General features: G+C 70.4%; 20 protein-coding genes and 2 pseudogenes. 19 read left to right on the top strand and 3 right to left on the bottom strand.

Annotation, left to right across the window (positions count from 1 at the left end; genetic code table 11):
- Nucleotides 1-132 precede the first annotated feature (132 nt).
- Nucleotides 133-2,004: a diguanylate cyclase gene (locus tag VLK66_RS13005; protein ID WP_325309855.1), complete on the top strand. Its 1,872-nt coding sequence runs from the start codon at nt 133-135 to the stop codon at nt 2,002-2,004.
- A gap of 388 nt (nt 2,005-2,392) precedes the next feature.
- Here VLK66_RS13005 and VLK66_RS13000 read toward each other — a convergent pair whose 3' ends face one another.
- The gene (locus tag VLK66_RS13000) at nt 2,393-4,309 is read right to left on the bottom strand and encodes a M1 family metallopeptidase (RefSeq protein ID WP_325309868.1); all 1,917 of its coding nucleotides are present in this window, start codon (nt 4,307-4,309) and stop codon (nt 2,393-2,395) included.
- Nucleotides 4,310-4,668: 359 nt separating this feature from the next.
- On the opposite strand from VLK66_RS13000, the gene VLK66_RS12995 reads away from it, so the two are divergent.
- The 5 genes and pseudogenes from VLK66_RS12995 (at nt 4,669) to VLK66_RS12975 (ending at nt 7,218) form a co-directional block, all read left to right on the top strand.
- Nucleotides 4,669-5,166, top strand: coding sequence for a DUF4126 family protein (locus VLK66_RS12995; protein ID WP_325309854.1), 498 nt, complete (start codon nt 4,669-4,671; stop codon nt 5,164-5,166).
- A 213-nt stretch (nt 5,167-5,379) separates the two neighbouring features.
- Nucleotides 5,380-5,850 carry a nuclear transport factor 2 family protein gene (locus tag VLK66_RS12990; protein ID WP_325309853.1) on the top strand — a complete coding sequence of 157 codons (471 nt, stop codon included), beginning with the start codon at nt 5,380-5,382 and terminating at the stop codon, nt 5,848-5,850.
- 100 nt (nt 5,851-5,950) lie between these two features.
- Nucleotides 5,951-6,508: a hypothetical protein gene (locus tag VLK66_RS12985; RefSeq protein ID WP_325309852.1), complete on the top strand. Its 558-nt coding sequence runs from the start codon at nt 5,951-5,953 to the stop codon at nt 6,506-6,508.
- A gap of 62 nt (nt 6,509-6,570) precedes the next feature.
- Nucleotides 6,571-6,888, top strand: coding sequence for a nucleotidyltransferase family protein (locus VLK66_RS12980; protein ID WP_325309851.1), 318 nt, complete (start codon nt 6,571-6,573; stop codon nt 6,886-6,888).
- Nucleotides 6,869-7,218 (top strand): annotated as a pseudogene (locus tag VLK66_RS12975) (DUF86 domain-containing protein). Before VLK66_RS12980 ends, VLK66_RS12975 begins: the two are co-directional and overlap by 20 nt.
- Nucleotides 7,219-7,361: 143 nt before the next feature.
- Here VLK66_RS12975 and VLK66_RS12965 read toward each other — a convergent pair.
- A complete protein-coding gene (locus VLK66_RS12965) occupies nt 7,362-9,983 on the bottom strand; it encodes a hypothetical protein (protein WP_325309848.1) in 2,622 nt (873 codons plus the stop codon).
- Between the two features lie 282 nt (nt 9,984-10,265).
- Here VLK66_RS12965 and VLK66_RS12960 point away from each other — a divergent pair, with 282 nt between their 5' ends.
- The 8 genes and pseudogenes from VLK66_RS12960 to VLK66_RS28630 form a co-directional block, all read left to right on the top strand.
- Nucleotides 10,266-11,225: a hypothetical protein gene (locus VLK66_RS12960; protein ID WP_325309847.1), complete on the top strand. Its 960-nt coding sequence runs from the start codon at nt 10,266-10,268 to the stop codon at nt 11,223-11,225.
- Nucleotides 11,226-11,321: 96 nt separating this feature from the next.
- Nucleotides 11,322-11,510 (top strand): hypothetical protein, encoded by a 189-nt coding sequence (locus VLK66_RS12955; RefSeq protein ID WP_325309846.1) that lies wholly within the window; start codon nt 11,322-11,324, stop codon nt 11,508-11,510.
- Nucleotides 11,511-11,531: 21 nt separating this feature from the next.
- Nucleotides 11,532-11,720, top strand: a complete 189-nt coding sequence (locus tag VLK66_RS12950; RefSeq protein WP_325309845.1) for a hypothetical protein — start codon at nt 11,532-11,534, stop codon at nt 11,718-11,720.
- A gap of 35 nt (nt 11,721-11,755) precedes the next feature.
- Entirely contained in the window at nt 11,756-11,917 is a 162-nt protein-coding gene (locus VLK66_RS12945) for a hypothetical protein (RefSeq protein ID WP_325309844.1), read from the top strand.
- A 639-nt stretch (nt 11,918-12,556) separates the two neighbouring features.
- Nucleotides 12,557-12,862 carry a co-chaperone GroES gene (gene groES / locus VLK66_RS12940; protein WP_325309843.1) on the top strand — a complete coding sequence of 102 codons (306 nt, stop codon included), beginning with the start codon at nt 12,557-12,559 and terminating at the stop codon, nt 12,860-12,862.
- 69 nt (nt 12,863-12,931) lie between these two features.
- Complete coding sequence (groL, locus tag VLK66_RS12935) at nt 12,932-14,572, top strand: chaperonin GroEL (protein ID WP_325309842.1); 1,641 nt, start codon at nt 12,932-12,934, stop codon at nt 14,570-14,572.
- A 169-nt stretch (nt 14,573-14,741) separates the two neighbouring features.
- The gene (locus tag VLK66_RS12930) at nt 14,742-15,353 is read left to right on the top strand and encodes an SMI1/KNR4 family protein (RefSeq protein ID WP_325309841.1); all 612 of its coding nucleotides are present in this window, start codon (nt 14,742-14,744) and stop codon (nt 15,351-15,353) included.
- Between the two features lie 61 nt (nt 15,354-15,414).
- A pseudogene (locus VLK66_RS28630) lies at nt 15,415-15,748 on the top strand (TCP-1/cpn60 chaperonin family protein); the annotation flags it as partial.
- Between the two features lie 106 nt (nt 15,749-15,854).
- Here VLK66_RS28630 and VLK66_RS12920 read toward each other — a convergent pair.
- Entirely contained in the window at nt 15,855-16,067 is a 213-nt protein-coding gene (locus tag VLK66_RS12920; protein ID WP_325309839.1) for a hypothetical protein, read from the bottom strand.
- A gap of 490 nt (nt 16,068-16,557) precedes the next feature.
- Here VLK66_RS12920 and VLK66_RS12915 point away from each other — a divergent pair, with 490 nt between their 5' ends.
- The 5 genes from VLK66_RS12915 to VLK66_RS12895 form a co-directional block, all read left to right on the top strand.
- Nucleotides 16,558-17,790 (top strand): PLP-dependent aminotransferase family protein, encoded by a 1,233-nt coding sequence (locus VLK66_RS12915; RefSeq protein WP_325309838.1) that lies wholly within the window; start codon nt 16,558-16,560, stop codon nt 17,788-17,790.
- A 16-nt stretch (nt 17,791-17,806) separates the two neighbouring features.
- Nucleotides 17,807-18,799 carry a branched-chain amino acid transaminase gene (locus VLK66_RS12910; protein WP_349260504.1) on the top strand — a complete coding sequence of 331 codons (993 nt, stop codon included), beginning with the start codon at nt 17,807-17,809 and terminating at the stop codon, nt 18,797-18,799.
- A 41-nt stretch (nt 18,800-18,840) separates the two neighbouring features.
- Entirely contained in the window at nt 18,841-19,236 is a 396-nt protein-coding gene (locus VLK66_RS12905) for a nuclear transport factor 2 family protein (RefSeq protein WP_325309836.1), read from the top strand.
- Nucleotides 19,237-19,547: 311 nt separating this feature from the next.
- On the top strand, nt 19,548-19,784 hold the full coding sequence (locus VLK66_RS12900) for a hypothetical protein (protein WP_325309835.1): 237 nt from the start codon (nt 19,548-19,550) through the stop codon (nt 19,782-19,784).
- Nucleotides 19,785-19,939: 155 nt separating this feature from the next.
- Nucleotides 19,940-20,860, top strand: a 921-nt coding sequence (locus VLK66_RS12895) for an AMP-binding protein (RefSeq protein WP_325309834.1), incomplete at its 3' end; no start/stop codon positions are given.

Raw genomic sequence — 20,860 nt, 5'->3', positions numbered from 1 at the left:
GGGCCGATCCGGCCGCGGTCACTGGCGCATTGCGGATTTTTTCGTGAGAATTGATGCCGCGTCCAACATCCCCGCCGGACGCGCATCCCCCTGATCTTCTCATCTCCCCACTTCTCCCCCGACGTGCTCTCCATGAGGCACGCATTCCTCGTTGCGGCAGTCGCGCTGGCCGCGGCCGCACCGCTCGCGGCGCAGGCGCCCGACGCGCGCACGCTGATCGCCCGGGCCGAACGCCTTCAGGACGTGGCCGACGACAGCGCCCTCGCGCTCGTCCAGCGGGCGCTCGTGCAACTCCCGCGGGCGGGCGACCCGCTGCGGCTGAAGGCGCTCGCGCTGCGGTGCTGGACCTCCGCCGGGTCGGCCGAGCCCGCCGCGCTCGTCGCGATGGCGGAGCGCGGGATGGCGGAGGCCGATGCGGCGGGCGACGCGCATGCCTCCGCCGACCTGCGCCTCTGCCGGGGCTACGGGTACGACGCCGGCAACCACTCCGAGCAGGCGGCGGCGGACTACGAGTCCAGCCTGCGCGCCGGGCAGCGGCTGCGCGACGACCGCATCCTGGCCGCGGCGCTCATGCTCCGCGGCGAGATGCGCTACTACCGGGGAGAGCTCGGCGCGGCGCTCGAGGACCTGAACCAGTCGTACACGCTGTACGCCAGGCTGGGCGTGGAGACGCGCGTGCGGCACACGCTGAACGACATCGCCAACCTTTACGCCGACCGGCGCGTGGCCCAGTACGACCGTGCGCTGGAGTACTACCGGCAGGTGCTGGCCTCCAACCAACGGGCCGGCGCGCGGGCCGAGGTGGCCACCGGCTATTACAACATGGCGAGCACGCTGGAGGTGAAGGGCGAGCTGGAGCCGGCGCTCGCCTACTTCCGCCGCGCGCTGGAGCTGGAGCGGCGGCTGGGCCACGCGGGCGAGACGGCCGAGTGCCAGCGCGCCATCGGCGTGGTGCTCTCCAAGCTGGGCCGCCCGGGCGAGGCGCTGCGCGGGCTGGACGAGGCGCTGGCGTACTTCGGCGCGCAGAAGGACGCCGACGCCCAGGCGCGCACGCGGCTCTCGCGCGGCGCGGCGCTCCGCCGGCTGGGCCGCCACGCCGACGCGCTGCGCGACCTGGACGCCGCCGCCGCGTACTTCCAGTCCACCGGCAACCAGCGCTTCATGGAGACGGTGCAGGACGAGCGCGCCCAGGCGCTGGCCGGCGTCGGCGACTGGAAGGGCGCGCTGGACGCCCGCAACGCGCAGATCGGGCTGCAGCGCGCGCTGGCCGACCGGCTGCGCGAGGAGAACACGTCGCGGCTGCGCGTGCAGTTCGACGCGGAGAAGAAGGAGGCCGAGAACCGCGCCCTCCTGCGCGAGAACGAGCTCCGCGGCCGGGCGCTGCGCGACGCCGCCCGCATCCGTACGCTGGGCACGGCGGTCATCGCGCTGTCGCTGGCGATGATCGCCATCCTGGCCGCGCTGGTGGTGCGCCACTTCCGCCACGCGCGGCAGATGCGCGCGCTGGCGATGACCGACGAGCTGACGCGCCTTCCCAACCGCCGCCACCTGCTGACCGTGGCCGGCCAGCGGGTGGACGCGGCCAAGCAGGGGACGGGGCCGCTGAGCGTGCTGGCGCTGGACGTGGACCACTTCAAGCGCATCAACGACGCGCACGGGCACGAGGTGGGCGACCAGGTGCTGCGGCGCGTGGCCGAGCTTTTCCGCGCCACGCTTCGCCGCGACGACGTGATCGGCCGCACCGGCGGCGAGGAGTTCGTGGTGGTGATGCCTGGCGCGGGCGCCGCCGTGGCCGTGGAGGTGGCCGAGCGGCTGCGCGGCGCGGTGGAGCGCGCGGAGTGGGGCGACCTGGCGCCGGGGCTAAGCGTGACCGTGAGCGTCGGCGCCACCGAGTGGACGCCCGGCGACGACACCTTCGCCGCCCTGGCCCGCCGCGCCGACGACTCGCTGTACCGCGCCAAGGAGCGCGGCCGCAACCGCACCGAGCTGGCGACGGTGGGGTGATGATCCGCTGACAATTCGGAGAAACCCGAGAGACGTCATCCTGAGGCCGGCCACGCGGTCGATTACGCTTGCACAGCTGGTTGCAGGCCGAAGGATCTATCGCCGGCCAACGCACGTCCGCAGCAGAACGCACGATCGTCCGCTGTCCTGGTACGAGCAAGACGAATCGCGGAGCGGCCTCCCTCGGGCGCCCCGCGATTCTTCATTCCTCGATCATCCCTCCGCTGAACCGAATCCGGAGGGGACCTCGATGTGTTTTTCCGGCTGACGTGCAGGACGAGTATGGATCCTTCGGCCTGCAACGTTTTGCGCGCAAATCGGTTGCGGCGTGGCCGGCCTCAGGATGACGTCCGGGGGGCGGCGCGCGGCGCCACCCTCGGGGCGATGTTCACCTCGTCGCGGCCCAGTGGTTGTCCGCCGGCGTGGCGTCCATCCAGATGCCGCCGTCCAGGTCAAGCGACTGGAGCGCCTTGCTCGTCGAGACCGTGACCGTGGCCTGGCGCTGGTTGGCCTGCCAGATCGCGGGTGTCTGGTGGACCGTCTGCGTGGTGCCGTCGGTGAAGCGGAGGCGCAGGTCAACCGGCGCCGCCATCCCCCCCACGTTGTTCACCACAACCGCGTATCCGCCGGCCGTGCGCGTGACGCCGCCGACGGCCAGGTCGATGTAGCCGTTGCCGAAGAACCAGTTGTTCCAGAACCAGTTCAGGTCGCGGCCCGACGCGTCGTTGAAGGTGTTGAAGAAGTCCCAGGGCGTCGGGTGCCGGCCGTGCCAGCGGTCCATGAACGCGTGCAGGGCCCGTGCGAACAGCGCATCTCCCAGCATGTCCTTCACGGCCAGATAGCCGAGCGACGCCTTGCCGTACGCGTTGTTCCCGTAGGCGGGGCCCTTCAGCACGTCGCCCGGCGTGATGATGGGCAGGTCCTCCAGCGGCGACGGATCGGTGATCCAGCGGTTCACGCGGAACTGGCGGTACAGCTCGTCCTCGCGCGCCGCGCCCATGTCGGCCACGCCCACCAGGTACTCGAAGGTGGTGGCCCACCCCTCGTCCATGAAGCCGTAGCGCGTCTCGTTGATCCCCATGTAGAAGGGGAAGTAAGTGTGCGCGATCTCGTGCTCGGCCACGAAGCGGCTGAAGCTGGTGTCGGGGAACGAGTTGTCGTTCACCATCATCGGGTACTCCATGTCGGCGGTGCCCAGGAAGATGGTGGACTTCTCGTACGGATACGGCACCCCCGGCCAGTGGTGCGAGAGCCGGTCCAGCGCGTGCCGGCCGAACTGCGTCATGTAGTGGAAGTCGGCCGCGCTGTCGTGGTACGCCGCCTGTACGCTGGCGCGGCGATGCGCGGCGTCGTCCACCACCACGCTGGCGGCGTCCCAGTGGTAGTGGTCGCTCAGCCCGAACGCCATGTCGGGGATGTCCCGTGCGCGGAAATGCCAGTCGTTCGTCTGCGCCAGCGTCACGCGGTGGGCGGCCAGGTCCTCGCGCGTGGCCACGCGGATGGTGGTGTCGGACGTGAACGACGCCTGGTAGCGGGCCAGAGCCGCGGGCTGCAGCACCGTCTGCGGATCCAGCAGCGTGCCCGTCCCCCAGACGATAAAGTTCGCGGGGACGCGGATGGTCACGTCGTAGTCGTTGAAGTCGCTGTAGAACTCCTGCTGGTCGGTGAAGTCCATCGTGTCCCACCCCTCGTAGTCGTCGTAGACGGCCACGCGCGGGTAGAAGTACGCCAGGTACCAGGTGGTCGCGTCCAGCATCCCCTCGCGCCCGGCCTCGCGCGAGATCTCGTAGTGCCAGTCGAACGCCAGCCGCACCGAGTCGTGCGGCATCAGCGGCGCGGGGAGGCGCACCGGCTGCGAGGTGAAGAAGCGCGGATCGCTCTGCCACGGCGCCGCCGTTCCGTTCACCGCGAACCGGTCGATGTGGATGCCGCTGGTGAGGTAGTCGTCGCTCGCGCCGCCGTTCCGGGGCGCGCCCGGCTTGTGGATGTTGAGGAAGAGCTTGATGACGAGGTTCGACAACGTGTCCGGGCTGTTGTTGACGTAGACGATCTGCTCGGTGCCGCGGACGGTGCGCTCCGGCGGCGTGGCGGTGAGGGTGATGGTGTACCGTCCCCGGTTCTGCCAGTAGCGCGGCCCCGGGCGCCCGTCGGGGGATCGGGTGCCGTTTGCGTACGCCTGCCGCACCGTGCGCGGCATGTACAGCTGCTGCGCCGGCGCGGGCGATGCGAGCCACGGAAGCGAGAGCAGGGCGGGGAGCCACGCCTTCACGGCGAACGCCCGGGCGGGGCGGAACAGCGGGTTCATCGTCACGGATCGCTCCTGGTGTGCGCGCGGGTCCATCCTGGTCGGCACTCTGTCCGGCTCGGGGCCGACAAGGTCGCGCCGCAACGATACTTCGGCAACGGGCGGGCGGCGCGGGTTGCGGGGCGAATCTACCGGGTTCGCGGGCGAGACGTTCCCGGCCGGCGTCGACAGTTGGGGAGGGAGATGCGACGCATTGACGTGGGCCACGGCCGATCGACCGCCGCGGCACCGCTTTCGCACGCCGGTGCCGGGCGTGTCGGCAGGGGATCTCCATCTTCGCGCGCGGCCCGGGTTCCGCCGCGCCGGATGAACGTCTCCGCCGCGTGGATGCACGTCTTTTCAACGGACGACGAGGGGAGATGAACTACAGCGAAGCAGCGGCCATCCCGGGGCCGCGGGTCCTCACCCGCGCGGCGGCGCTCGGCGTGGTGGCGGGGATGCGCAGCCTGGCCGCGCCCGCCGCGCTCAGCCGCCACCTGGTGCACGATCCCACGGTTCCCCACGGCGTGATCGACGACCTGCTCTCGCGCCCGGCCGCCCCGCGCGTGCTGGGGATCGCCTCCGCCGCCGAGCACCTGGCCGACAAGCTCCCGCTCATCCCGGCGCGCACCGATCCCGGCCCGCTCGCCGCGCGCATCGCCGCGGGCGCGCTGTGCGGCGCCGTGATCGCGCGCCGCGCGGGCGACTCCGCGGTCACGGGTGCGGTGGTCGGCGGTCTCGCGGCCGCGGCGGCCACCTTCGCCGCCTACCACCTCCGCCACGCGCTCACCACCGACGCCGGCGTTCCCGACATCGCCATCGCGCTGGCGGAAGACGTGGCTGCGGTGGCGCTCGGTGAGGCTGCGCTGCGCGGATGATCGGAGGGTTCGGTTGATGCCGTCGATCGAGCCCCGGTCTGGGCGTGAGGACGGCATTTGCGAATCCGATCGTCATCCACCTGATTGAAAATCTTGCGTCACGAACGGAGCCCGGCATACTTGCGATGGAATCGTGCCGGGCCTTCTTCCGCTTCCGCGCTCCGATCAGACGGATCAGCCCGCGTCCAGCCGCTCCCAACCGAAGGATTTCAGATGCACCCGAACGCAGAGCTGCTGAACCGGCTGTACACCTGCCTCGCGCACAAGGACGCGGACGGCATGGCGGCGTGCTACGATCCCGACGCCACCTTCCACGACATCGCCTTCGACCTGAAGGGCCGCGACCGGATTCGCGCGATGTGGGGCCTGGTCCACCACGCGCAGGGCTTCAAGGCCGCGTTCAAGGTGATCGACGCCGACGACGAGAAGGGGACCGCCGAGCTGGTGGACCAGTATGTCTTCGGCGGCACCGGCCGGCACGTGCGCAACGTCATCCACTCCGAGTTCACCTTCCGCAACGGCCTCATCACCGGGCACCGCGACACCTGCGACGCCTTCTCGTGGGGCGTGCAGGCGCTCGGCCCGGTGAAGGGCGCGCTCACCTACCTCGTCCCCGCGCTCCGCCGCCGGACCGCCCGGAAGAAGCTCGACTCGTTCATCCGGAAGCACCCGGCGCAGGCGTAGCCGCGCCACTCGTCGGCGTGGAGAACGGGGGCGACGGAAGATGCGGCGGTTCGGCAGAAGCGGTTGGTGTGTGTGACCAACTCGAACTCCGGAGGTCAGCATGTCCGCACCCTGGGAGGCCCTGGTCGGCATCGCGGGCGGATCCGCCGTCGTCGCGCTCCTGCTGGTTCTGGGCGGCTACCTGGCGAAGGCGGTCTTCGACCGCGGAATCGCGCGCTCTGCCGAGCTCCACAGGTCCGTGCTCGCGCAGAGCGCCGAAGCGCAGAAGATCTCGCTCGCGCAGGCATCGGCCTTCGACACCGACCTCCGCCAGCGCCGGATTCCCGAATACACCGAGCTCTGGTCGCTGACCCAGCTGCTTCCCAGGTGGCCGCGCGCCGATAACGTGACCGGCCAGGATCTGCGCTCGCTCAGCGAGTCGCTTCGCGACTGGTATTTCAGCGGCGGGGGCATGTTCCTGTCGGCCGAGTCGTTCAAGGCGTACGGCGACCTGCAGGATCGCCTCGTTGAATTCCTCGACGATCACTCCGACCTGGTGAAGCCGATCTCGGGCCCGGATTACGACCGCATCCGCCAGTACTGCAGCACCCTCAGGAGCGAGCTCACCGCCGACATCGTCTCGCGCGTCCAGCGCCGCGAGTTTTCGCTTCCCGCCTGAGTGCACCGGATCGTGCGTGGGGCGGACTGTCAGGTGCGCGGGCTCAGAGCTATCTTGATCGAATGGACACCACGCGGATTACCAAGGAGCAGGTCGCTGCGCGATTGCGTGAAGCGGCCGAGCGGATCTTCGCGCTCGGCGCACGGCGGATCGCGCTGTTCGGCTCCGTCGCTCGCGGCGAGGCTGGGCCCGACAGCGACGTCGACCTTCTTGTGCAGTTCGATCCCGGGCAGAAGACGTTCGAGAACTTCATGGAGCTCTCGTTCATGCTCGAGGAACTGCTGGAGCGCAGGGTGGAGCTCGTAACCACCGAGGCGCTCAGCCCCTTCATCGGGCCTCACATTTTGCGCGAGGCGCAGGATGTCCTTCTCGCCGCGTGAGTATCTTCGTCACATGCTGGTGGAGATAGACTTCCTTCTCGACCAGACCCGCACCCGCTCGCAAGATGATGTGCTGGCGGACCCGGTTCTCCGCCGAGCGATCGTACGGAGCATCGAAATCATCGGTGAGGCGGCGCGGCAGGTGCCGGAGGACTTTCGCGCGCGCCATCCGCAGATCAAGTGGCGCTTGATGCGGGCATGCGGGACCGGTTGATCCACGCCTACTTCGGTGTCGATTACGAGATCGTGTGGAACGTGGCAACGCAGCAAGTGCCGTCGCTCAAGCAGCAGATCGAGCAGATCCTCGCGACGGATGACGAAACGCCGTAGTTGATGCCGGATTCGGGGATCGATGAATCCGGCAGCGTGGGCGGCCTGCCCGTGACGGAGTTGGATAGAAGCGATTCGGCAGCCGTGGACGATCCACGGCTGCCGAATTTTTTCATCGTGCGGAATTCTTCACGGGGGCAAGATCAGATCCCCCGCCCGTCCGTCGCCAGCAGCAGCTTCCAGCTCTCGATCGGCGTCCCCTGCGTCCGCAGGCGGCTGGCGAGGAAGGCCAGGCGCCGCGTCTCGGCGCAGTCGGTGGGGAAGGGGGAGCCGCAGCGGATGCCGAAGCGCTGGGCCAGGTAATAAGGCGGCAGCGACTGGTAGTACAGCGTCGCCCGCACGCTGGTAGCGCCGCGCACGCGTGAGAGCGGGATGCGGTACACCAGCCGGTCCGCGCCCTGTCCGTTCCAGTAGTCGGCGTCGCGGGCGGCTGAGCCGTGCGGCTGCGTCTCGGTCCAGTACGGGCCGCCGCGCCGCCAGCCGCGCGGCGGCAGGCGGTTCTCCTTCACCACGCTGTCCAGCGCCAGGAAGCTGGTGGTCAGCCACCCCTGGGGGTCCAGCACCCGCTCCTCGTAGATCTGCACCTGGTCGTCGCGGGTCACCGCCTCGTGGTGCGGCTGGTAGGTGCCGCTGCCGCCCTGGCGCGTGACGAACTCGGTGGGCAGCGGCTGGTCCGTCGTCCCGCGCAGGATCACCCCCAGGTGGTTCGTCCGTCCGCTGGCCCACAGGGTGTCGCGGCCGCCCGTCACCACCATCTCCACGAAGGCGCGGCGGAAGCCCACGCCGCTGGGCAGCCGGTGCCCGGTCAGGTTCTCCACCCGCACCGCCACCTCCAGCGAGTCGCGCACCCGCCGCACGCTTTCCACCCGCACGGTCGCCGACTGCTCGCGCGCCAGCGTCTGGGCGCTCAGCCCGGCGTTCACCAGCGGCTGCACGCCCTGCGAGTACATGTAGTCGGTGCTGCGGATCCCCAGCGTGTCGGGGAACTGCTGGAACATGGCCAGCGTGAAGAGGTTGATCCCCATCAGCATGTGCCGGCTGAACGTGTCGCGCACCGCCACGGTGATGGCGCTGTCGCGGGCACGGTGGTCGGCCATGGGGTAGGTGGGGTCCTCGATGATCGCCGCGCGGAAGCGCAGCCGGTTGCCGCGGAAGTCCTGCGGCATGTGGCACCCCTGGCAGGTCTTCGCGCTGTCGGCGCGGAAGGGCGCGATCTCGTTCTGGTAGACGGAGTTCAGCCACTCGATGTAGGTGGCCTGCTCGTATCCGCCGCCCACCTGCTTCCCCGCGCTGTCCAGCACCGGGAGGACCACGCTGTGGCAGGCGCCGCAGAGCGCGCCGCGGCGGATCTGCGGCTGCGAGCGCGGGGTGATGCCGAGCGCCGTCTTCATCGGGTACTCGGCCACCACCTCGTACGGCCCGTTCACGTGCCCGGGAGGATCCACCTTGAAGCGGCCGGTGAAGCTGGCCGTGTCGCCCAGCGACTCGGCGCTGATCTGGTGGCAGGCCATGCAGCTGATCCCGTCGCGCGCCAGCGCGCCGTACTTGGCGCCCGGCTGCCCCGGCGTGGCGTACACCATGTCGTGGCGGAACATCGTCCCGTCGATGGTGGCCTGGCGCTGGCCCATCACGCCGTGGCAGCGGTAGCAGGTGGTGTCGATGAAGGTGCGCTGCGTGGGGAAGCGCGTGACCTCGCTCTCGCGCTGCGCGTGGAACACGGGGTCGCGCCCGGCCAGGCCCATCAGCGACGCGCGCCACTCGCCGTACGGCGACAGGTTGAAGGTGTCGCGCCCGGTCGCCGTCACCAGCGCCATGTTGAAGGTGCTGGCGCTGTGGCAGCCGGTGCACTGGTCGCTGGTGAGGAACTGCTCCGGCCCGCCGGGCCCCGCCACCACGTGGTCGTACGTCTCCACCGGGAACGCCGTCTTCGCGTTCGGCGCGGCGAACTGCTGCGTCAGCCCGTACAGCACCAGAAAGGCGGGATCGGGCGCGGGAAGCGGCTTCGGCAGCTGGTGGCGCGACGTTTCCGCCGCGTGGTCCACCTCGCCGTGGATCGACAGCGCGTCGCGGTGCACGGCCGCCGCCTGCCCCGCGGTCATGTGGTGCCCCACCGAATCGCGGGTGGTGAAGGTCTGGACCACGAACGAGAGCGGGTCCTGGGCGGGGTCCACGTTACGGACGGCGGAGAAGGTCAGCTCGCTCTCGGCCGAGGCGTGGCAGCGCGTGCAGTACAGCCCGAAGCCGGAGTTGGGGTAGGCCAGGGCCGGCGGCGGCGTGTCGTTCACGCCGTGGTAGCCCCAGTACCACCCGTCGAACGCGCCGGCCGAGTCGCGCACCATGGTCGTCCACCCCTCCAGCGCGGCGTCGGGCGCGGCGGGCGGCGTGTACATCTCCTTGACGATGATGGCGTTGTCGGCGATGCGCCCCTGCCGGTGCTTCGCCGTCATCCACTCCCACGCGCGCGGCGAGTAGTACACGCGCACCGCCGGGTGCGTCCCGAAGTTGCGCCCGTCCACGAACGGCCCGGTGTTGCGGATCTCGCGGTCGTGCACCCAGCCGCGATAGCACTTCGCGTCCAGGAAGCCGTTCAGCAGCGCCTCGTACGCCTGCTCGCCCACCGTGCTGGGGAGCGGGAGCGAATCCGGGCAGACGGACGCAGGCGCGGCGAACGCCGCCGCGGTGCGATCCGTCAGCGCCAGCGTGGCGCAGAGGAAGACCGCCGCGAGCATGGCGGCGGAGAGCTGCACTTCACGGCGGCGGGTCATGGGGAGACGGAAGGAAGATGGAGATCGCGTGCACGCGCGGGCGCCGATGCCCGTGCGGGGGCGCCAGTGAGCGCGTGCGGGTGCAGGGGAGATTTCGATCGAATCGCGAAGAGCGAGATACGGATGCGCGTCCGGCGGCGCCGAGTCAAGGGCTCCGGCTGGATCGGCATCGATCGAAGGCGAGATGCGCCCCGCGTCTTTCGTGATTCCGTCCCGCGACCGACATTCTCCGTCGACCGTCCGCCATCATCCCCAGAGACGCCTCTCACCCGACCCGCCGCCATGTCCGATCCCCAGCCTACCGCCACGCCCGCCACGCCCATCGCGCCCGACGCCGCGCCCGCCGCTCCGGCCGCCGCCACCGAGCCCGCCGGCCAGTCCACGCCGCAGCCGCCCGCGCTGCGGCACCTGGAGACGATCCCCGAGCCCGGGTGGCGCGACGGGGTGTGGATGTCGGCCAGCCACTTCGCCGTGGCGGGCGACGAGGGCGTGTGGGCGTACGATGTCACGCAGCCGGAGCCGCGGCGCGGGCAGCTGGGCACCAGCGGCGACGTGACCGCGCTGGCGTTCGTCGCCGCGCGGCGGACGCTGGTGATCGGCGACCGCGACGGGCAGGTGCACTCCATCGGCCTGGGGTCCGGCCGCTCCGGCTTCCACTTCGATGCCGGCCGCGCGCCCGTCACGCGGCTTGCCGCCGAGGCGGGCGGGCGGTGGCTGGCCGCCGCCAGCGACGAGGCCGTCACCATCGCCGACCTCGTCACCGGGACGGAATGGCGTCTCGCCGAGCAGCGCCGCGCCGTGGCCTGGCTGGGCGACGGCGTGTTCGCCACCGTGGGCCGCGGCGGCGTCGAGGTGTGGTTCTGCGAGACGCGCGGCCGCGTCGCGGCCATGGCCGTGAATGGAGACGTGCGCGCGCTCGAGTACCTCGCCGCGCCGCAGATGCTGGCCGCGGCGATCGGAGACGGCGAGGTGGCGTTCTGGGCGATGATGGACGATCCGCCCTCCTCGCGCGGCGGGATCCGCGTCCCCGGCGGCCCGGCCGCGCTCGCCGTCGCCCCCGACGGGAGGACGCTGGCCACCGGCTCCGCCGACGGCATCCGCGTGTGGAACGACTTCACCCCCGAGCCGCCGCCGGCCACCGACGCCGGCGCCGCCGTCCGCGCGCTGCGCTTCGCGCCGGACGGGCGGCGGCTGGCCGCCCTCACCACCGCTGGCATCTCCATCTTCGCCGTCGAGGGCTGAAGCTCCAGCGGTCGCCACGAAGGCGCGTTCGGATCGGCGCGTGTTTTGCGTCTCCACGCTTCGTCCACGGATCACCCTGTTCCGAGGAGGCGAACGATGAAGATGCCGCACACGACCGCGCTGAAACAGCGGCTTTCGGTCGACGCGCTGCGCGTGGAGACGTTCGAGGCGGGCGAGGCGATGGTCATCGCACCGCCCACCATCAACACGGGACGCGACTCTACCTGCGCCTGCTGCTCGGACCCGTTCACCTGTCCGTGCAGCTATCCGGCCTGCCGGGCGTAGCCGTCTTCCAGCGGAGGCAGGATGACGATGGCGAAGAAGCGGCCGCGGCTGCGGCTCGCGGTGGACACGCTCGTGGTCGACACCTTCCCGGCCGCGCCGGAGATCGAGATCCCGCAGCTGGGGATGCGGTCCGCCAGCGCGTGCACCTGGTGCCCCACGCAGTACGAATCCGGGTGCCCCTGCTGCACCGGCCCGCAGCTCTGCGGGTGATGTCCAATCCTCCCGAACCGTAAAGGATTCAGCCGATGAAGATGATGGAGAGCCCGCGGAAGAAGCTGTCGATCGACGCGCTGCGCGTGGAGACGTTCGAGCCGCGCGCCCGGTCCACCGAGGTCGAGTTCGCGCCGCCCACGAACCCCGGCGCGTCGGTTCCGCCCTGCTGCAGCCAGCAGTACATCTGCATCTGAGCAGACGCATCATCCCGATGTTCGCGGGCCGGCGGTGTCACCGCACGGCCCGCATCGCATTTCCGCCCGGCGCGGCCGAAGAACGTTGAAGCGTTCCCGTTGACGCAGTTGACAATGCCGGGCTCGCCACGGCGTCGTGGACGAGCCTGAGCGCGCGTCCGCCGCACCGCGCATAAACATCCGCTCCAAACTGCTCGATCGGGATGATGCGAAGACCGGCAGCCCCGGCGCCCCGAGGATTGGGTGTCCATTAAAAAATCCGCGATAACTCACCGCATGCCGAGCCCTCCGCCGCCCTTCCGCGACGGTTGCGCCGCATCCTCCAGCCTCGCGCGGTTTGCGAGGCTACCCTCGTGGTTGCCGCGGCTTCAGCCGCCTTTCGCGAGGGTGCGGGCGCACTTCCGCACTTCTGACAGCCCGCGAGCCGCCGCGGCGCATCTCCCCGCCAATCTGACAAGCGCGCCGCGGCACGCGGTTTGTCTCTGCCGCGAAGCATCCCACGGGCACGTGCGGGTGCACGTCGCTGCTTGACAGCGCGAAGCGAAAGGTTATCTTCGCGCTTGTCGTTAGCACTCGCGGTGGATGAGTGCTAACAGCAGATCATACAGTAACCCATCCACAGAACGGGAGGCTTGATCCATGGCAACCGCGACCGAGGTCAAGGTAAAGCCGCTGGCAGACCGCGTCGTCGTGAAGGCGCTGGAAGACACGGAGACGATGCGCGGCGGGCTGTACATTCCCGATACCGCCAAGGAAAAGCCGCAGCAGGGCGAGGTGATGGCGGTCGGACCCGGCAAGCTCTCGGACGAGGGCAAGCGCATCGACATGGAGCTGAAGGTCGGCGACAAGGTGCTGTACGGGAAGTACAGCGGCACCGAGGTGACCGTCGACAACGAGCAGTACCTGATCCTGCGCGAGAGCGACGTGCTCGCGATCGTCGGCTAAAAGTCCGGCGGCGCACTTCGCATCTCCCTTTAGAACGACTACTGAACTCTCCCACAGGAGATTGATCCGATGGCTGCCAAGGAGCTGACGTTCGGCGTCGACGCCCGCGCCGCGCTGAAGAAGGGCGTGGACCAGCTGGCCGAGGCCGTGAAGGTCACGCTGGGCCCCAAGGGCCGCAACGTGGTGATCGACCGCAAGTTCGGCTCGCCGCTCATCACCAAGGACGGCGTGACCGTGGCGAAGGAAGTGGAGCTCGACCACCCGATCGAGAACATGGGCGCGCAGATGGTGAAGGAGGTCGCCACCAAGACCAGCGACCTGGCCGGCGACGGCACCACCACCGCCACCGTGCTGGCCCAGGCCGTGTTCCGCGAGGGGCTGAAGAACGTGACCGCCGGCGCCAACCCCATGTCGCTGAAGCGCGGCATCGACAAGGCCGTGGAGCGCGTGATCGCCGAGCTGAAGAGCATGTCGGTGGAGACGGCCGGGAAGAAGGAGATCGCCCAGGTCGGCACCATCTCGGCCAACAGCGACGAGGAGATCGGCAACCTCATCGCCGACGCCATGGAGAAGGTGGGCAAGGACGGCGTGATCACGGTGGAGGAGGCCAAGGGGCTGGAGACCACGCTGGAGACGGTGGAGGGGATGCAGTTCGACCGCGGCTACCTGTCGCCGTACTTCATCACCGACCCGGACCGCATGGAGGCCGCCCTCGAGGACGCGCTGATCCTGATCCACGACAAGAAGATCAGCAACATGAAGGACCTTCTCCCGGTGCTGGAGAAGGTGGCGCAGATGGGCCGCCCGCTCCTGATCATCGCCGAGGACGTGGAGGGCGAGGCGCTGGCCACGCTGGTGGTGAACAAGCTGCGCGGCACGCTGAAGATCGCCGCGGTGAAGGCGCCGGGCTTCGGTGACCGCCGCAAGTCCATGCTGCAGGACATCGCGGTGCTCACCGGCGGGCAGGTGATCAGCGAGGAGGTCGGGTTCAAGCTGGAGAACACCGTCCTGTCGGATCTCGGCCGCGCCAAGCGCATCGTGGTCGACAAGGACAACACCACCATCGTGGACGGCGCCGGCACCCCCGACGCCATCCAGGGCCGCATCAAGGAGATCCGGGCGGCGGTGGAGAAGACCACCAGCGACTACGACCGCGAGAAGCTGCAGGAGCGCCTCGCCAAGCTGGCCGGCGGCGTGGCGGTGATCAACGTGGGCGCCGCCACCGAGACGGAGATGAAGGAGAAGAAGGCCCGCGTGGAGGACGCCCTGCACGCGACGCGCGCGGCCGTGGAGGAGGGGATCGTGCCCGGGGGCGGCGTGGCGCTGCTGCGCGCCCAGGCGGCGCTGAAGGAGCTGAAGCTCGAGGACGAGGACGAGAACATCGGCGTCCGCATCATCGAGCGCGCGCTGGAGGAGCCCATCCGCCAGATCGCGAACAACGCCGGGGTCGAGGGCTCGATCGTGGTGGCCAAGGTGCGCGAGAACGGGAACCCGGCGTACGGCTACAACGCCCGCACCGACGAGTACGAGGACCTGGTGCAGGCGGGCGTGATCGACCCCACCAAGGTCACCCGCACGGCGCTGCAGAACGCCGCGTCGATCGCCGGCCTGCTGCTGACCACCGAGAGCGTGGTGGTCGAGAAGCCGGAGCCCAAGGGCGCCGGCGCCCCGGGCGGCATGCCCGGCGGCGGCATGGGCGACATGTACTGAGACAGGCCCGGTCCTGACGGGCCAGCGGTCACTCGGTAGATGAAGGACGGCCCCGCTCCCTCGGCAACGAGGGGGCGGGGCCGTTTTCTTGCCGCCAGCGTGTCCCTCGTTATCGTTACGGCGCGTTCGATGATGCCTTCCATCACGTGGGCCGATGCGGGAGTCAAGCGTGAGCCACTGGTACTGGGACGAGATCGAATCCATCCTGCGCGACAGGAACTGTCTGGACGCCTTCAACCTGAACGCAGGGGCATCTCCCGGACGCATCCGCGAACTGGAGACCGACCTGCGCGTGGAACTCCCGGATTCGGTCAGGCAGTTTCTGGCCGTGCACGATGGACAGGGGCCCGGGCCAGGTCTCGTGTTCGGACTGGAATTCCTGTCCATCGATGGAATCCGGCAGAACTGGTCCGTTCTGGACGAGGCCGAGATCGAAGAGATGAACTCAACGCTGGCCGGCGACATGTCGTCGTGGCCCGAGGGCTTCGTCAAGCCGCTCTACTGGAACCGGCGCTGGATCCCGCTGACCCACGACTTTGGCGGCAATCACATCGGGATAGACCTGGACCCGGACGTCCGTGGCACCGTTGGCCAGGTCATCGTCTTCGGCAGGGACGAGGACGAGAAGATGGTGATCGCCCCCTCGTTCGACGCGTTCCTCACGCTCTTCATCCACCAGTTGAGAACGGTTGAATGGACGTTTGCGGACGGAGAATGGGTGACCGGGGACGAGCTTCTGGACGACCACTATCACGACTGGCTCCGTGCGCGGCGGGCGTAGCTTCGCGAGCGGCGTCTCAGGCAATCCGCGTGCAGTTCCGGTGAGCAGCCGGGAACTCGCGAAGGCCCGGCGAGCCCGCGTGGACGCCCTTCACGTGACGCGCGCGGCCTTGGAGGAGGGGATCGTGCCCGGCGGCGGCGTGGCGCTGCTGCGCCCGGGGTGCGCGAGAACGGGAACCCGGCGTACGGCTACAACGCCCGCACCGACGAGTACGAGGACCGGGTGCAGGCGGGCGTGATCGACCCCACCAAGGTCACCCGCACCGCGCTGCAGAACGCGGCGTCCATCGCCGGCTGTTGCTGACCACCGGGTCGATCGTGGTCGAGAAGCCGGAGCCGGAGAGCGCCGGCGCCCCGGGCGGCATGCCCGGCGGCGGCATGGGCGACATGTACTGATTCGCCTGTATGTGCCGGGTTTCTGAGGCGCTCACCGGGAGTTTCGCCGGACAACGCCGGGAGTTACGATCGGCCCGCAGGGTGTCCCTGCGGGCCGATCGTGTGTTCATGCCGCCTTCGCCAACTGGAGCTCTTCCCGAAGGCGCTGAATCTCAGCACGCATCGCGGCGACGTCGTCAGCCAGCGCGGGCGGGGCAGGTTCGTCTCGGCCGGGCTTCCGATCGATCATGGCGAACGGCATCCGCGAGATTCTCCGGCATCCGGTGGCCGCCGCGCTGTCGCGGTGCCCGCGGGCGATCAGCCACTGCATGCGTTTCATGGGAGGTACCATCAAGCGAAGGGGAGGGAAATTTCGCCGCGTGGAGGTGCGGATCAGTCGTGCGAAGGCGACGCAGAGCCAAACCCGCACCTGGCGTTCTGCCACGGTGCGCATCGCTGCCTCGGGTTGTCGCACCTTTCGAGGCGTAAGGCGGGGGATTCGTACAATGTGCGTCGGGTTGCGGGTTTTCGCGTAGAATGATTAGCTTTTCCAGACGAACAGGCGACGTTTACCTGCCCCGCCGAACGTTTCGCGCCCGGGCGCCGGAGGGACGTGAGCCGGCAAGACCAGGGGTCCTGCGGGCAGATGAGCCCCGCTTTCGGAGCCCACCTGGAGGCGCTGGCCCGCGGAGGCGGCTCGCCGAAAGACATCCTGGCCGCGCTGGAGGCTCTCGCTGCAAGACACCGAGGTCCTGCTGGGCGCCGCGCGGAGGGCGCGTGACCGTGTTCGACGCACCCGCGCATCTCCCTCCCTTGCGAAAGGACCGCCCGTGACCTCGCCTCCTGCCGCCGCCGCGGCGGAGATCCCGCTGGCCGCCTGGACGCGGGACCTCAAGCAGTCGTCCCTGCGCGAGATCCACGAGCTGCTCTCCCGGCCGGGGCTGCTCTCGTTCGCGCTGGGGATGCCCGCGGCGGAGCTGTTTCCCGTACGGGCGTACGCTCGCGCCGCGCAGCACGTGCTGCGCACCGAGCCCGACGCGCTGCAGTACGGGCTGCCCGTGGACCGCCTGCGCGCGCACGTGGTGGAGCTGATGGCCCGCCGTGGGGTGCGGTGCACCGAGGCGGAGGTGTTCCTGACCTCCGGGGCGCAGCACGCCATGAGCCTGCTGGGCAAGCTGCTGGTGACCCCCGGCGACACGGTGGTCGTGGAGGAGACGGCGTACGACGGGATGGTGAACGCCCTGCGCCCCCTGCAGCCCCGACTGCTGACCGTTCCGTCAGACCTGCAGACGGGGATGGACCTGGACGCGCTGGAGGCCCTGCTGGCCGGTGGCGAGCGCCCCGCCCTGGTCTACGCCATTCCCGAGGGGCACAACCCGCTGGGCACCAGCATGCCCGCCGCGAACCGGCGGCGGCTGGCGGAGCTGGCCGCGCGCTACGGCGTGCCGGTGATCGAGGACGACGCCTACGGCCTGCTGGGCTACGATGGCGAGCCCCCCGCCGCCGTGCGGGCCCTGGAGCCCCGGTGGACGCTGTATGTGGGTTCGTTCAGCAAGATCATTGCGCCGGGGTTGCGGTCGGGGTGGGTGGTGGCGCCCCCGGAGCTGGTGCAGCGGCTCTCCATCCTCAAGCACGGAAGCGACCTGGACGTGTGCTCGTTCGCGCAGCGCACCCTGGCCGCGTTCCTGGACCGCGAGGACATCGGCGCGCACCTGGCGCGGGTGCGCGGGGCGTACACCGCCCGCCGCGACGCCATGCTGGCCGCGCTGGCCGCCCACTTTCCCGCCGACGCGCGGTGGAGCTGCCCGAGCGCCGGGATCTTCGTCTGGGTGCAGACGCCGGGGACCGACACCACGGCGCTGCTGCGCCGCGCGGTCGAGGAGGCCGGCGTTGCCTTCGTCCCCGGCCGCGCCTTCTGCGCGCGCGGCGGCGAGCGGGGCGGCGACGCCCTGCGGCTGAACTTCTCGCGCACCACCACGGACGAGATCCACGACGGCATCGCGCGGCTGGGGCGGCTGCTGCGTCCGTCCCGTGAGGGGGACGCCCTCTCCCTTGCCCGCTAACGATCCACCGCCGGAGTTGCCCGTGTCGAGTCCCGAGACCGAATGGATCTGGTTCAATGGACGGATGGTGCCCTGGGAAAGCGCCACCGTGCACGTGATGACCTACGCGCTGCACATGGGCGCCGCGGTGTTCGAGGGGATCCGCTGCTACGACACCCCGCGCGGCCCCGCCATATTCCGCCTCGACGCGCACCTGCTGCGCCTGGCCGACTCGGCCCGGATGTACCGCATGCCCATGCCGTACGACCCCGGCCAGCTGGCGGCGGCGTGCCACCAGGTCGTGCGCGAGAACCGGGTGCGCAGCGCCTACCTGCGCCCGCTGGCCTTCCTGGGACGCGGGCCGCTGGGCACCAACCCGCTGGGGAAGCCGGTGGAGGTGATTGTGGCCGCGCTGAACTGGGGCACCTACCTGGGGACCGGCGCGCTCGAGGAGGGGGTCGACGTGGGCGTCTCGTCGTGGCAGCGCCTGGCGCCCAACACCATGCCCACCATGGCCAAGGCCGCGGGCAACTACCTGTCGTCGCAACTGATGAGCATCGAGGCGCACCGCCACGGCTACGCCGAGGCCATCGCGCTGGACAGCAGCGGTCTGCTCAGCGAGGGGCCCGGCGAGAATCTGTTCCTCGTGCGCAACGGGGTCCTCTTCACGCCGCCCACCGCCGCGGCCGTGCTCCCCGGCATCACGCGCGACACCGTGATCACGCTGGCGCGCGAGCTGGGGCTGGAGGTGCGCGAGCAGACCGCCCCGCGCGAGGCGCTGTACGTGGCCGACGAGCTCTTCTTCACCGGCACCGCGGCCGAGGTCACCCCCATCCGCTCGGTCGACGGAGTGCCGGTGGGAAGCGGCGGCCGCGGCCCCGTGACCGCCGAGCTGCAGCGCCTCTTCTTCGGCCTGTTCGACGGCCGCACCGAGGACCGCTGGGGGTGGCTGGACTACGTCTCCGAGGCGCCCGCCTCCGGGGCCGCCGCCCCGCCGGACGCCACGGACCCGGAGCTCGCGGCCGTGTAGCGATCATCCCACCCCCTCGACCCAGCCCCAGGAGGTTCTGGATGGACACGCAGATCGACCCGGCAGGGATCCCGGCGCAGGCGCCGTTCACCGGGGAGAACATGATCCGCGAGATGTTCCGCGCGATCGACGCGCGCGAGTGGGACCGGCTCCCCGACTTCTTCGCCCCCGGCGCCGTGTACGAGCGCCCCGGCTACGAGCCGTTCGAGGGACTGGAGCGGCTGGACCGCTTCTACCGCCACGAGCGCGTGATCGCGAGCGGCGAGCATCGTCTGGAAGCGGTGCTGGTCGACGGGGGGAATGCCGCCTGCCGGGGCCGCTTCGTGGGCGTGCACCGCGACGGAAGCCCCATCGACGAGTCGTTCGCCGACTTCTACCGGCTGGCCGACGGCCGGATCACCCACCGCAGGTCGTTCTTCTTCCGCCCCGCGGTGTGACGACCTTCGTCGCCGTTCGGCTGCGATCCTTATCAGCCGAAATAGAGGGTCACTCCCCTTCCTGCGGCTCCTCAGAGCGGGCGGTGAGGTTGACGCGGGGGGATGCGATTGAGTAAAGTACTGTAACCACGAAACTTGGCTGATCACGTAAGGGCATCTGTCTTTCCAGGGCCACGGCGGCGCTGATGCCGCCGCCGGACTCCCGGGAGGGGCGGTCCGTCCACACGTGTCACACGTCATTTTACCCGGGAACGCTGTCCGGGCGCCGCGCGGCAGCGCCGCGGCGGAGGCGCGCCTCCTCGCGGCGCAGCATGTTCGGTGTCCGCCCGGTGGCGCGAGCGGGGCTGGAGACCGGCGTGTGCGACCGGTTCTCGATCGTCATGGAGCAGGGCGGCAACCGCCTGGTGCTCACCAGCGGGGTGGCCCCCGACTCGCCGATCGCCCGGCACGCGGCGCTGCACGGCGACGGCGCCCAGGGCTTCGGCTCCGGGAACACAAGGCGCTGTTCGGCGGTGGAGCGCGAGCAGGAACGCCGCGGGAACATCTGATGATCCAGACGCGGCCGGCGCCCCTTCGCCGCGGCTGGCGGAGGAGCGCGACGCGCGGGCGCTAGACGACCAGATCTGACGAAAGTCCCGCCGGCTTTCGATCCCGCGGAAGCCTGCTCGCTTCCGCGTAACCGTTTTCGCTCTTTCCCACTGGCATGGCGACGCCCACGATCGAAGGACAGGAAGCCATCCCGGACGCTGGAGCCATCCACGCGCCCGCGCTTGCTGATCCGGCGCTTCGCCCCGGCGACGTCGACCTTCCCTCCGGCACGTGCCTCCACGAGCTGTTCGAGGCGCAGGTGGAGCGCACGCCCGGCGCGGCCGCGCTCGTTTTCGAGGACGAGACGCTGAGCTACGCGGAGCTGAACGCGCGGGCGAACCGGCTGGCGCACCACCTCCGCGCCCTGGGCGTGGGGCCGGACGCGCGGGTGGGGATCTGCGCGGAGCGGGGCCTGGAGATGGTGGTGGGGGTGCTGGCCGTGCTGAAGGCGGGCGGGGCGTATCTCCCGCTCGACCCCGCGTATCCCCGAGAGCGGCTGCGCTACATGCTGGAGGACGGCGCGCCCGCGGCGCTCCTCACCGGGGCCGCGCTGCGCCCCCTGTTCGCCGACGCCACCCTTCCCGTGGTCGAGCTGGACGCCGCGGCGCCGGCGTCGGCTTCGCTCCCCGCGACCAACCCGGTGCGCGGCGGGCTCACGCCGGGCCACCTGGCGTACGTCATCTACACCTCCGGCTCCACCGGCCGTCCCAAGGGCGTGCGCGTGCCGCACGGGAGCGTCGGCGCCACGCTGGCCGCCGCGCGCGACGCGTTCGGGCTCGGTGCCGGCGACCGCGTGCCCTCGCTCGCCTCCTTCGCCTTCGACATCTGGCTGTTCGAGACGCTGCTTCCGCTGCTGGGCGGCGGCACCGTGCGGCTGGTCCCGCGCGACCGGGTACCCGACGTGCCGCGGCTGGTGGAGGAGCTGGCCGGGTGCACCGCGCTGCACGCCGTGCCGGCGCTGATGCGGCGCATCGTGGAGGAGGTCCGCGCCACGCCCGGCGGGGTGCCGGGCACCCTGCGCCACGCCTTCGTGGGC

The organism is Longimicrobium sp. (assembly GCF_035474595.1).
GTDB lineage: Bacteria > Gemmatimonadota > Gemmatimonadetes > Longimicrobiales > Longimicrobiaceae > Longimicrobium.
This window is presented reverse-complemented; position numbering and strand designations above follow the sequence as displayed.

Bases quoted from the DNA above. Each gene is read 5' to 3' on its own strand.
- VLK66_RS12905 (WP_325309836.1), top strand. From the start codon at position 18,841: ATGGACACGCAGATCGACCCGGCAGGGATCCCGGCGCAGGCGCCGTTC.
- groL (WP_325309842.1), top strand. From the start codon at position 12,932: ATGGCTGCCAAGGAGCTGACGTTCGGCGTCGACGCCCGCGCCGCGCTG.
- VLK66_RS12960 (WP_325309847.1), top strand. From the start codon at position 10,266: ATGTCCGATCCCCAGCCTACCGCCACGCCCGCCACGCCCATCGCGCCC.
- VLK66_RS12955 (WP_325309846.1), top strand. From the start codon at position 11,322: ATGAAGATGCCGCACACGACCGCGCTGAAACAGCGGCTTTCGGTCGAC.
- VLK66_RS13005 (WP_325309855.1), top strand. From the start codon at position 133: ATGAGGCACGCATTCCTCGTTGCGGCAGTCGCGCTGGCCGCGGCCGCA.
- VLK66_RS12990 (WP_325309853.1), top strand. From the start codon at position 5,380: ATGCACCCGAACGCAGAGCTGCTGAACCGGCTGTACACCTGCCTCGCG.
- VLK66_RS12900 (WP_325309835.1), top strand. From the start codon at position 19,548: ATGTTCGGTGTCCGCCCGGTGGCGCGAGCGGGGCTGGAGACCGGCGTG.
- VLK66_RS12965 (WP_325309848.1), bottom strand. From the start codon at position 9,983: ATGACCCGCCGCCGTGAAGTGCAGCTCTCCGCCGCCATGCTCGCGGCG.
- VLK66_RS12980 (WP_325309851.1), top strand. From the start codon at position 6,571: ATGGACACCACGCGGATTACCAAGGAGCAGGTCGCTGCGCGATTGCGT.
- VLK66_RS12920 (WP_325309839.1), bottom strand. From the start codon at position 16,067: ATGAAACGCATGCAGTGGCTGATCGCCCGCGGGCACCGCGACAGCGCG.
- VLK66_RS13000 (WP_325309868.1), bottom strand. From the start codon at position 4,309: ATGAACCCGCTGTTCCGCCCCGCCCGGGCGTTCGCCGTGAAGGCGTGG.
- VLK66_RS12985 (WP_325309852.1), top strand. From the start codon at position 5,951: ATGTCCGCACCCTGGGAGGCCCTGGTCGGCATCGCGGGCGGATCCGCC.
- VLK66_RS12950 (WP_325309845.1), top strand. From the start codon at position 11,532: ATGACGATGGCGAAGAAGCGGCCGCGGCTGCGGCTCGCGGTGGACACG.
- groES (WP_325309843.1), top strand. From the start codon at position 12,557: ATGGCAACCGCGACCGAGGTCAAGGTAAAGCCGCTGGCAGACCGCGTC.
- VLK66_RS12945 (WP_325309844.1), top strand. From the start codon at position 11,756: ATGAAGATGATGGAGAGCCCGCGGAAGAAGCTGTCGATCGACGCGCTG.
- VLK66_RS12995 (WP_325309854.1), top strand. From the start codon at position 4,669: ATGAACTACAGCGAAGCAGCGGCCATCCCGGGGCCGCGGGTCCTCACC.